General features: G+C 64.4%; 10 protein-coding genes and 1 pseudogene. 1 reads left to right on the top strand and 10 read right to left on the bottom strand.

The window, feature by feature from the left end; all coding sequences use genetic code 11:
• Positions 1-1,098: aldehyde dehydrogenase family protein (locus ACOJSJ_RS11035; protein WP_420145030.1), on the top strand; the 1,098-nt coding region annotated here is incomplete at its 5' end.
• 100 nt (positions 1,099-1,198) lie between these two features.
• On the opposite strand, the gene ACOJSJ_RS11040 is transcribed toward ACOJSJ_RS11035, so the two are convergent.
• The 10 genes and pseudogenes from ACOJSJ_RS11040 to ACOJSJ_RS11085 all read right to left on the bottom strand — a co-directional run.
• Entirely contained in the window at positions 1,199-1,567 is a 369-nt protein-coding gene (locus tag ACOJSJ_RS11040; RefSeq protein WP_420145031.1) for a YciI family protein, read from the bottom strand.
• An 85-nt stretch (positions 1,568-1,652) separates the two neighbouring features.
• Positions 1,653-3,461, bottom strand: coding sequence for a DUF885 domain-containing protein (locus tag ACOJSJ_RS11045; RefSeq protein ID WP_420145032.1), 1,809 nt, complete (start codon positions 3,459-3,461; stop codon positions 1,653-1,655).
• A gap of 65 nt (positions 3,462-3,526) precedes the next feature.
• Positions 3,527-4,828: a chloride channel protein gene (locus ACOJSJ_RS11050; RefSeq protein WP_420145033.1), complete on the bottom strand. Its 1,302-nt coding sequence runs from the start codon at positions 4,826-4,828 to the stop codon at positions 3,527-3,529.
• Positions 4,829-4,955: 127 nt separating this feature from the next.
• Positions 4,956-5,747 (bottom strand): phosphoadenylyl-sulfate reductase, encoded by a 792-nt coding sequence (locus ACOJSJ_RS11055; protein WP_420145034.1) that lies wholly within the window; start codon positions 5,745-5,747, stop codon positions 4,956-4,958.
• Positions 5,740-6,180 (bottom strand): DUF934 domain-containing protein, encoded by a 441-nt coding sequence (locus tag ACOJSJ_RS11060; protein WP_420145035.1) that lies wholly within the window; start codon positions 6,178-6,180, stop codon positions 5,740-5,742. Before ACOJSJ_RS11060 ends, ACOJSJ_RS11055 begins: the two co-directional genes overlap by 8 nt.
• Entirely contained in the window at positions 6,173-7,804 is a 1,632-nt protein-coding gene (locus ACOJSJ_RS11065) for a nitrite/sulfite reductase (RefSeq protein ID WP_420145036.1), read from the bottom strand. Before ACOJSJ_RS11065 ends, ACOJSJ_RS11060 begins: the two co-directional genes overlap by 8 nt.
• A gap of 2 nt (positions 7,805-7,806) precedes the next feature.
• Entirely contained in the window at positions 7,807-8,103 is a 297-nt protein-coding gene (locus ACOJSJ_RS11070) for a DUF2849 domain-containing protein (protein ID WP_420145037.1), read from the bottom strand.
• Between the two features lies 1 nt (position 8,104).
• Positions 8,105-8,917 carry a uroporphyrinogen-III C-methyltransferase gene (gene cobA / locus ACOJSJ_RS11075; protein ID WP_420145038.1) on the bottom strand — a complete coding sequence of 271 codons (813 nt, stop codon included), beginning with the start codon at positions 8,915-8,917 and terminating at the stop codon, positions 8,105-8,107.
• Positions 8,918-8,992: 75 nt separating this feature from the next.
• Positions 8,993-10,426, bottom strand: coding sequence for a succinylglutamate-semialdehyde dehydrogenase (astD, locus tag ACOJSJ_RS11080; protein ID WP_420145039.1), 1,434 nt, complete (start codon positions 10,424-10,426; stop codon positions 8,993-8,995).
• Between the two features lie 69 nt (positions 10,427-10,495).
• Positions 10,496-10,645: pseudogene (locus ACOJSJ_RS11085) on the bottom strand (selenoprotein O); the annotation flags it as partial.

Consider the following 10,645-nt stretch of genomic DNA (forward strand, 5'->3'; position numbering starts at 1 on the left):
GACGATGTCGCTGACCGCACGCTCACCATGCTGAAGGGCGCGCTGGCGCAATTGCGGATCGGGCGGACCGACGCGCTGAAAGTCGACATCGGTCCCGTCATCTCGGCAGAGGCGCAGGCGGGGATCAACCGCCATAGCGACGCGATGAAGGCGCTGGGCCGCAAGGTGGAACAGAGCGCGCTGCCCGACACGGCGACGCATGGCACTTTCGTCGCGCCGACCATCATCGAAATCCAGTCCATCGCCGACCTCAGCCGCGAAGTCTTTGGACCGGTGCTGCATGTGCTGCGGTTCAGGCGGGACCGGCTGGACGCGCTGGTCGATCAGATCAACGCCACCGGATATGGCCTGACCTTTGGCCTGCACACCCGGCTGGATGAAACCGTCGCCCGCGTGACGCAGCGGGTGAAGGTGGGCAATATCTATGTGAACCGCAACGTCATCGGCGCGATCGTGGGCGTGCAGCCTTTTGGCGGATGCGGCCTGTCGGGAACGGGGCCGAAGGCGGGCGGGCCGCTCTATCTGGGGCGGCTGGTGTCGACGCCATCGGTGTTCGCGGCGCGGGTCAGCCATCTGCAATCGCCGTTGCATGGTTTTGCCGACTGGCTGGACGCGCAGGGCGATCATGAAGCCGCGGCGCAGGCACGGCGCACGGGGGACATGTCCGCGCTGGGCGTTCAGCTGGAACTGGCCGGGCCGGTGGGGGAACGCAATGTCTATGCGTTGCATCCGCGCGGGCGGATATTGATGCGGCCAGCGACGCGGCAGGGCCTGTTCCGTCAGATGGCGGCGATCCTGGCGACCGGCAATCATGGCGTGGTGCAGGGGATGACTTTGCCGCAGGGCCTGCCCGACGATGTTGCAGCCTGTTTCAGCAGCGACGCCACCGGCCATTATGGCGCGGCGCTGGTGGAAGGAGACCAGGCGAAGGTCGCGGCGACCGTCCAGTGCGTCGCCGATCTGCCCGGCCCGATCGTGTCGGTTCATGCCGACGATCATGGCCATGGCTATTGCCTCGACTGGCTGCTGGAAGAACAGTCGACATCGGTCAACACCACGGCGGCGGGCGGCAACGCCAGCCTGATGATGATCGGTTAAAGACAGGAAGTGGGACAGCGAAGGTGACAATCGCACGGAAATTCAGTGCGGGTGCGCGACCATCGCGCCAATTGTCTCTTTCGCTGTCTCCGTTTCTGTATCAGGCGAAGTCGTTGAGGTCGTAAAAGGGCCGGATTTCCAGCATGCTGGGACCGGGCATGGGGTTGGGGCAGCGCTTTGCCCATGCGACCGCTTCGTCCATGTCCCTGACGTCCCATAGCCAGAAACCGGCGACCAGCTGGTCAGGATGAGCAAAGGGGCCGTCGATGACGGTGCGATTATCCCCGTCAAAGGCGATCCGCTTGCCCTGCGACGACGGCGTCAGGCCATCGGCCATCACCAATATGCCTGCGTCGCGCAGCGCGTCGTTGAACCGGCCCATCGCCTCCATCATCGCGGCGGATTGAGGGCCGGGTTCGAAACCCCGTTCGCTGTCTTGCGTCGCCTTTACCAGTACCATCACGCGCATCGTCACTCTCCCGGTCGGGCCTGACTGGCAGGCCGACCCGAAGGTGTCATGTTTGCGGCGGCGATGAAAGAGCCGGGGGTGGAGGTCAGCCCTTCATCGCCGCGGCACGGGCGGCGACGCGTGCCTCCAGCATCGACAGGGGCATCGCGCCTTCCTCGATAATGGTGTGGAACTGTTTGATGTCGAAGGCGGTGCCCAGCATCGCCTGCGCGCTGGCCCGCGCCTTCGTCCATACGCCATGACCGACCTTGTAGCTGGTCGCCTGACCCGGCTGGGTGCAATAGCGTTCGACTTCGCGCTGACAACGGGGGCGGGCGAAGCCGGTCTTTTCGACCATATAGTCGGTCGCCTGCTTCACGTCCCATTTCTTCGCATGGATGCCGGTATCGACCACCAGACGCGCGGCGCGGAACAGGAAGGACTGAAGATAGCCCGCCCGGTCGAGCGGCGTGGCGTAACCGCCCAGTTCGTCCGCCAGCTGTTCGGCGTAGAGCGCCCAGCCTTCGGTATAGGCGCTCATGAAGGCGGTCTTGCGCAGCATCGGTACGTCGCCCGCCGTCTGGGCCGTCGAGATCTGGAGGTGATGGCCCGGCACGCCTTCATGATAGGTGAGCGCAGGCAGGCCATATTTGGGCCAGTCGCCGACATCCTTGAGGTTGATGAAATAAATGGCCGGGCGCGATCCATCCAGCGCGGCGCGGTTATAATAGCCGTTGGACGCGCCATCCTGAATTTCGACGGGCACGGCGCGAATTTCCAGCGCGGTATCGGGAATGGTGGCGAAGGCCTGTGGCAGCTTCGCTTTCATCGCGTCGACGTCGCGGTTGAGCTGCGCCAGCAGTTGGGCGCGGCCTTCGGCGCTGTCGGCGTAGAGCTGCGACGGTTCGACGTTCAGCGCGGCCAGCCGTTCGCCGATCGTGCCCTTCGTATAGCCGGCGCCCTTCAGGATCGTGTCCAGCTGCGCGCTGATGTCGGCGACCTGTTCCAGCCCCATGGCGTGGATCTGGTCGGCGCTCAGGTCCGTCGTGGTCGCGCTCTTGAGCGCGGCGGCGTAGATTTCATCGCCGCGCGGGGTGCGCCATACGCCATCGCCCGCAGCCGTCTTGCCCCGAAGCGCTTCGATGGCGGCAATCTGTTCGTCCAGCGCGGGGTAGATGGATTTTTCCACCACGGCGGCGGCCTGCGCCTGCCAGTCGCCCGCGATATTCTTCGCCGCAGCGCGCTTTACCACCGATTGCACCATCGAACATTCGGCGGCGGGTTGGCCGCGCAGCTTCTTCATCTGGCCCAGCGTCAGGTCGAGCGACCAGCCCGGCGCCAGATAGCCGCGTGCCGCCTCATCCCGCTGGAGCGCGGTGTCGGTGCGCAGGTTGCGGGCGAACGCCTCCAGCCGCGCAACATAGGCTTCGCAATCCGACGCGGCGTTGATGGTATGGGCGGTGTTCAGGAAATCGGGCGTCTGGAAATAGCTGCCGCCCTGCTGGAATATGCGATAGGGGCGCACGGCGCTGTTGAGGCCGAATTTCGCCGGGGCGACCGTCTGCTGATCCAGCGAATAGAGGATGACGTCGAGGTTCAGCCGCTGCGCTTCGGACAGTTTGGCGGTCTTATAGGCTTCCAGTTCCTTGATCGCGCCCTGCGTCGCGGTCAGATTCTTCATCATGGCGGATTTGCTGTTGTCATTCAGCTGGCTCTTCGCGCCGGCGCGTGCGCCCTTGTCGAGGCCTAGGCTGGTGACCATGGCGGGGGACAGGTCCAGTTGCCGTTCGAATATCGCGGCGAAGGCGGCGGTCAGGCGGGCGTCGTCGGCGCCGGCCGTCTGGGCCAGAGCGCGGGGCGCGGCGGCGGCAATGGCGGCCGCGCCGCTGGTGGTCAGGAATTGGCGGCGATCCATGGGCGACTCCCTTATGTCCTTGAATGGCGGACGTATATTGCGCGGTCGCATGCCGCCGTCCAGCGTCACTGTTTGGGCAGTTCGAACCGTTTGGCAAGGCCGTGATACAGCCGTTCCTTGCTGACCAGCTGCGCAGAGAAGTCCGCAACCAGTGCGGCGGCGAGCAGCGGCATCATCAGGCCACGGCTGGCCGTGGTTTCCGATATGATGATGACGGCGGTCAGCGGCGCACGCACGACCCCGGTGAAATAAGCGACCATGCCCAGCAGCACGACCGCGCCCTGTGGATAGGTGGGGAACAGGCTGCGCAGCATGTCGCCAATGCCCGCGCCCACGGACAGCGACGGGGCAAAGATACCGCCGGGCAGGCCGGACACGGCGGTGGCCAGCGTCGACAGGAATTTCGCCGCGCCGAACCAGAGCGGGACATCGTCGCCGCTGATGACATTATGCGCGGTTTCATAACCGGTGCCCCATGTCAGCCCCGTCGTCACGCCCAGCAGCGCGACGATGATGCCGCAGGACAGCGCCATCACGACCGGGCGGGCGCGCAGCCATGCGATGGGGCCCAGAGCCGTGGAGCCGGACGCCAGCATCAGCCGGGAAAAGAGGCCACCTGCGATGCCGCCCAGAAAGCCCGCGACCGGGGCGGCGATCAGGGCGTCGTGCACGCTCAGCGTCTGGCGCATGACGCCGAAATAGACATAGTCGCCCGCAAGGCCAAGGCTGACCATCCCCGCGATCAGCACGGCAGCCATGACGAGCAGCGTCATGCGTTGTTCATAGGCGGCGGCCAGTTCCTCGATGGCGAAGGCGACCCCGGCGAGCGGGGTGTTGAACGCGCCCGCGACCCCGGCTGCGCCGCCCGCGATGAAGACGGATGCGCGCAAGGGGATGCGCATGATGCGGTGAGCATAGCCCATGATGCTGGCGGCAATCTGTACCGTCGGCCCTTCGCGACCGACCGATGCGCCGAACAACAGGGTGCCGATCGTCAGCCAGAATTTGACGAAGGCGGTGCGGGCCGACACCAGCGCCTTCATGCCTTCATCGGGATTGCGGGCGGCGGCGATGACCTGCGGTATGCCAGAACCTTTGGCGGCGGGCGCCAGTTTCATGGTCACCCATGCGAAACTGGCAAAGCCCAGCGGCGTGACGACCAGCGGCAACCACCAGCACCATGTGACCATGCGGCGGAACAGCGCGCCCGCATGGTCGGCCAGTTCGGCGAAGAGCAGGGCGGTGAGGCCCACCAGCACCGCGCCCGCCAATATGGCGATGCGTCGCCGCCAGATCAGCGCTTCGGGACCATGGCGGCGCATCATCACCCGCGCCCGGCGCAGCATGATCCGAAATTGCCCGATCATGCTGTTGCCGCCATATCATTCACCTGCCTGTCGTCGTGCCTGCCCCCGCTGACGGGCGAACCCTTAAAGCGGCAGGACGGGCGGGGGAACCCCCAAAGCGACGACGAAGCGGGTGAATCCGCGCCGATCAGAATGCGGGCAGGTTTGCCGGATCGTCAGGGTCGGCGGTGTGAGCCGGGATGGCGGATACAGGCGAATGGATGCCGCATTCCACCTTGTCCCAGCCACGCCAGCGGCCCGCGCGCGGGTCTTCCCCCGGCATGACCTTCGACGTGCAGGGTTCGCAGCCGATGGACAGATAGCCCTGCGACTCCAACGGGTGGCGGGGCAGGTTTTCGCGGTCGAAATAGGTTTCGAGGTCGCTTTTCGTCCAGTCTCCCAGCGGGTTCAGTTTCAGGCGGCCATCCTCCACTTCGAACCGGGGGAGGTTCTGGCGGGTGACCGACTGGAATGCCTTGCGGCCCGAAATCCACGCGTCGAGGCCATTTTTGGCGCGCTTCATCGGTTCGACCTTGCGGATTTCGCAGCAGCCATCGGGATCGTAGGACCAGCGCAGGCCAGTTTCGTCCTTCGCCGCGATGACGTCTGCCATCGGCGCGACGGTGCGGCTTTCGGTAAAGCCGAAGCGGGCGATCAGCGTGTCGCGATAGTTCAGCGTTTCGGCGAACATCTTCATCGTGTCGACGAAGATGACGGGAACGGTCCGGTCCGCCTTTGCCACCAGATCGAGCAGCACCGCGCTTTCCGTACCGAAGGAAGAAACGACGCCGACATTGCCGGCGAGGCCCTCTGCAAACACGGTCTTGAGCATGGTGAGCGTATCGATGCCATCGAACCGCGCATTCAATGCGTCGGCATCGGCCTGCGTGAAGGCGGGGCGGGCATCGATCACGTCGATCTGGCGAACAGGCTTAGCCATCTATTTTCTCCGGATGCCGTTTCGCCCAGACGGGCTGACGGCCATCGATCGTCTTTTGATAGACGTCGGCATAGCGGGTGAGCGCCCGTTCCACCGCGGCGTCGTCCAGCGGCTTTGCGGGGTGGAAACTGTCGAAGCCGCAACGACGCATGGCGTTGATCTGATCGACCAGAACGTCGCCCACGGCGCGCAGTTCGCCCTGATAGCCCGCTTCGCGCAGGATACGGGCGGCCGAATAGCCGCGTCCGTCGCCATAGGCGGGGAAGTTCACCTCCACCAGCGACAGCCGTTCCAGATGGGGCAGCAGTTCGCGCGCATCCTCACCCGGTTCGATGCGCACGGCGGTGGCATTGGACTGACCGGTGAAGGATTCGACGGTCACGGCCGGTTCCTGGGCCGCTTCGCCTTCGCGGAAGGAAAGGAACTCAGCCATAGATCGCCTCCTTGAAGGGCTTCATGCCGATACGGCGATAGGTATCGAGGAAACGTTCGCCGTCGGTGCGTTCGGCAAGATAGATGTCGGTGACCTTTTCGATCGCGTCGACCACGCCATCCTCCGAAAAACCGGGGCCGGTGATCTGGCCGAGCGAGGCGTCCTCCGCGCCCGATCCGCCGAGCAGCAGCTGGAAATTCTCCACGCCCTTCCGGTCCACGCCCAATATGCCGATATGCCCGGCATGATGGTGGCCGCAGGCGTTGATGCAGCCCGAAATCTTGAGCTTGAGTTCGCCCAGTTCCGCCTGACGTTCCGCATCGGCGAAGCGCTGCGCGATCTTTTGCGCCAGCGGGATCGAGCGCGCATTGGCGAGCGCGCAATAATCGAGGCCGGGGCAGGCGATGATGTCGGTGATGAGGTCCAGATTGGCTTCGGCGAGGCCGATTCCCTCCAGATTCTGCCAGATGGTGTACAGGTCCGCCTTCTTCACATGCGGCAGGACCAGATTCTGCGCATGGGTGACACGCAGTTCGTCCAGCGAATATTGTTCCGCAAGGCCGGCGATCAGTTCGATCTGTTCGGCCGACGCGTCGCCGGGGATGCCGGTCAGCGGTTTCAGGCTGATGTTGACGATGGCATAGCCCGGCTGCTTGTGCGCCACGACCTGACGATCGACCCACAAAGCGAAAGCGGGGTCGGTGCGGTCGATGTCTTCGCTGATGTCCGTTTCATAGGTCGGGTTGGCGAAATAGGGGCGGATGCGATCCAGTTCCTGGGTCGGCGGATTGAGGCCGAGGGTACGCATATGGGCGAACTCTTCCTCCACCTGACGCTTATATTCTTCGACGCCCAGTTCGTGGACCAGGATCTTGATGCGCGCCTTATATTTATTGTCGCGGCGGCCATAGCGGTTGTACACGCGCAGGCAGGCTTCGAGATAGGAGACGATCTCGTCTTCGGGCACGAAGTCGCGGATCTGCGGGGCGACCATGGGGGTACGGCCCATGCCGCCACCGGCATAGACTTCCGCGCCGATGACGCCATCCTTCGATACCAGTTTCAGGCCGATGTCGTGCAGGCGCATGGCGCTGCGGTCGTCGTCCGACGCGATGACCGCGATCTTGAACTTGCGCGGCAGATAGGTGAATTCAGGGTGGAAGCTGGACCATTGGCGCAGCAGTTCGGCCCATGGGCGGGGATCGGCCACTTCGTCGGCGGCGACACCGGCATATTGATCCGAACTGATGTTGCGGATGCAATTGCCGCTGGTCTGGATGGCATGCATTTCGACGGTCGCCAGTTCGGCGAGGATGTCGGGCGCATCGGCCAGCTTGATCCAGTTATATTGCAGATTCTGGCGCGTGGTGAAATGGCCATAGCCCTTGTCATATTTCGCCGCGATCTCGCCCAGCTTGCGCATCTGCCTGCCCGACAGCGTGCCATAGGGGATGGCGACGCGCAGCATATAGGCGTGGAGTTGCAGATAGAGGCCGTTCATCAGGCGCAGCGGCTTGAACTGATCTTCCGTCAGGGCACCGGTCAGGCGACGTTGCACCTGATCGCGAAATTCATCGACGCGGGCATCGACGATGGACTGGTCGTAGCTGTCATAGCGATACATGGTCAGATCACCCAGTTGCCGGCGTCGGCGTCGTTCGGTTTGAGGTTGAGGTCCGGGCGCACGGTCGGGCCGAGCGCGCGGATGCGGTCCTTGATATGCGCGGGGCGGACGCCGTCGTCCGTGACCGTGGCGTCGATCACATAGGCGCCCACGACGCGCAGCGCGGCTTCTTCGGTGCGGGCCAGGTCGTCGCCATGGTCGCCGACATCGGCGCTGTCGCCCACCTGCCGCGACCAGCCGTCGCCTGCCCACCAGATGACGTCTCCGCTCACCAGGTCATTGCCCGTCAAAATCTTCATTCTACCCTTCAATCCCATCCGGCCCGGTCGTTGCCGCGCCCTTCATATTCAAGGCCGCATCCCGACAGGCGATCATCACATCGCGCGCCATTGCGTGGGTGGCGACTTCGCCAACCACGATCAGGGCGGGGCTTTTGACCCGTTCGCGCACCACCATGTCGCCAAGATCGGCGAGCAGCGTGCGCAGCGTCCGCATATCGGCGCGGGTGCCGTTTTCCAGCACCGCGACGGGAATGGCGGGCGATACGCCGTCCGCGATCAGCTTGTCGGCGATGTCGGCAGCGGTCGCCACGCCCATATAGATAACGAGCGTGCGCCCTTTTCCCGCAAGGCCGGACCAGTCCTGATCGGTCAGCCCCTTGCACTGGCCCGCAACGAAGCTGACGGCGCTGGACGCTTCGCGATGGGTGAGGGGGAGCTGCGCCTGCGCGGCGCTGCCCATGGCGGCGCTGATGCCCGGAACGACGTCGACGGGGATAGCGGCGGCGCGGCAGGCGTCCACTTCTTCACCGCCGCGGCCGAAGATGAAGGGATCGCCGCCCTTCAACCGCACGACGCTGCGCCCTTCACGGGCAAGGTCGACCAGCAGGGCGTTGATCGCATCCTGTGGCATGGAATGGCGGCTGCGCTGCTTGGCAACGGAGATCAGTTCGGCATGGGGCGAAGCGAGCGACAGGATCGCGTCGGTCACCAGCCCGTCATGCACGATCACGTCCGCGCTGCCGATCAGGCGCGCGGCCTTGACGGTCAGCAGGTCCGGGTCGCCCGGTCCCGCGCCCACAAGGTGAACCGTGGAGGGTGCTGTATCAGCCATGGTGGGCAGATGGCGAAAGCGCAGCTCAAGTTCAATTCAGAATGGGTATGCGGGGGATTAGGAAATGTTTTTGCGCTAATCCCCCATGGCGCTGACATCGATGTCCTTGAGGCCCACGCCGATCGACGCGCGGGGCGTTTCGATTTCGGCGGACACGACCGGATAGGCGCAATAATCGGCGGCATAATAGGCGCTGGGGCGATGATTGCCCGACAGGCCGGTGCCGCCGAACGGGGCGGAGGATGACGCGCCGTTGGTCGGACGGTTCCAGTTGATCAGGCCCGCGCGGATATTCGACCAGAACTGGTTATATTGTTCGGGCGATCCGCCGATCAGCGATGCGGACAGGCCGTATCGGCTGTTGTTCGCCTCCGCTATGGCCGCGCCAAAATCGGGTACGCGGATCACCTGAAGCAGCGGGCCGAACAGTTCGACGTCGGGACGTTCCGTCATGCCGGTCACGTCGATGATGGCAGGTGTCAGGAAAGGCAGCCCCTTTTTCGGGCGGACCATATGCTTGATGGGCTTGCCGCCATTGCTCATCAGATACAGGAAGCTTTCGGTCAGGCCGTCGGCGGTCTGATTGTCGATCACCGGTCCCATATAGGGGGCGGGGTCGGCATGGGGATGATCGACGATCAGCCGGTCGGCGAGTTTCTTGACCTCCGCCACCAGCTTGTCGGTGATGCTGTCGCGCACGATCAGGCGGCTGGCAGCGGTGCAGCGCTGGCCGCTGGTCATGAAGGCGGACTGGACGACGATGGTCGCCGCGGCGTTGATTTCGGGCGTGTCCCACACGATCAGGGGATTGTTGCCGCCCATTTCCAGCGCCAGAATCTTGGACGGCTGCGCGGCGAACTGGCGGTTGATCGCGATGCCGGTCTGGGCCGATCCGGTGAACAGGATGCCGCCGATGTCTGGATGGGCGGTCAGCGCCTTGCCGACATCCGGGCCGCCGGTCAGCAGGCGGACGGCATCGGCCGGCACGCCCGCTTCATGATAGAGCTTGACCAGAAATTCGCCCACGGCGGGCGTTTTTTCCGATGGTTTGAACACCACCGCATTGCCCGCCAGCAGCGCGGGGATGATGTGGCCGTTGGGCAGATGCGCGGGGAAATTATAGGGGCCGATCACCGCCATGACGCCATGGGGCTTGTGCCGGACGGACTGGCGCGCACCCAGTGCCGCTTCCAGTCTGCGCTGGCCGGTGCGTTCGGAATAGGCGGCGACGCTGATGTCGACCTTTCCAATGACGGCGGCGACTTCGTTGCGGGCGTCCCACAGGGGCTTTCCCGTTTCGCGGGCGATCAGATCCGTCAGTGCATCTTCATATTTGCGTACGACATTGACGAAGCGGCGCAGCGTTTCGATGCGGTTGGCGATGGGCTGTGCCGCCCATTTTGGCCAGGCGGCGCGGGCGCGGGCAACCTCTGCATCGACATCGCCCGGATCGCCCTGCCACAGCAGGGCGCCGGTCGCAGGTTCATGGGATGTAAGCGGCGCAACCATTTGAATGGGACTATGGCGGGAAATGGTTAAGGAAAAAGCTATCGATCTTTGTCATGATTGGGGGATGGGTCAGGGGCAAGCCGGATAGCGGCCATGCGCGTCGCCCATGCGACGGATCGCCGCGACCTTGGCATGGAGGGGCACCCAGTCGTCTTCGCTGTCGATGGCGCTCCAGATCGCCTCTACCTCATCGATATGCATGGAACATGGGGCGGGATC

It is taken from the genome of Sphingobium sp., from assembly GCF_048594625.1.
In the GTDB taxonomy this organism is placed as follows: Bacteria; Pseudomonadota; Alphaproteobacteria; order Sphingomonadales; family Sphingomonadaceae; genus Sphingobium.

Coding starts and splice junctions, on each gene's coding strand:
- ACOJSJ_RS11040 (WP_420145031.1), bottom strand. CDS start 1,567: ATGCGCGTGATGGTACTGGTAAAGGCGACGCAAGACAGCGAACGGGGT.
- ACOJSJ_RS11045 (WP_420145032.1), bottom strand. CDS start 3,461: ATGGATCGCCGCCAATTCCTGACCACCAGCGGCGCGGCCGCCATTGCC.
- ACOJSJ_RS11050 (WP_420145033.1), bottom strand. CDS start 4,828: ATGATCGGGCAATTTCGGATCATGCTGCGCCGGGCGCGGGTGATGATG.
- ACOJSJ_RS11055 (WP_420145034.1), bottom strand. CDS start 5,747: ATGGCTAAGCCTGTTCGCCAGATCGACGTGATCGATGCCCGCCCCGCC.
- ACOJSJ_RS11060 (WP_420145035.1), bottom strand. CDS start 6,180: ATGGCTGAGTTCCTTTCCTTCCGCGAAGGCGAAGCGGCCCAGGAACCG.
- ACOJSJ_RS11065 (WP_420145036.1), bottom strand. CDS start 7,804: ATGTATCGCTATGACAGCTACGACCAGTCCATCGTCGATGCCCGCGTC.
- ACOJSJ_RS11070 (WP_420145037.1), bottom strand. CDS start 8,103: ATGAAGATTTTGACGGGCAATGACCTGGTGAGCGGAGACGTCATCTGG.
- cobA (WP_420145038.1), bottom strand. CDS start 8,917: ATGGCTGATACAGCACCCTCCACGGTTCACCTTGTGGGCGCGGGACCG.
- astD (WP_420145039.1), bottom strand. CDS start 10,426: ATGGTTGCGCCGCTTACATCCCATGAACCTGCGACCGGCGCCCTGCTG.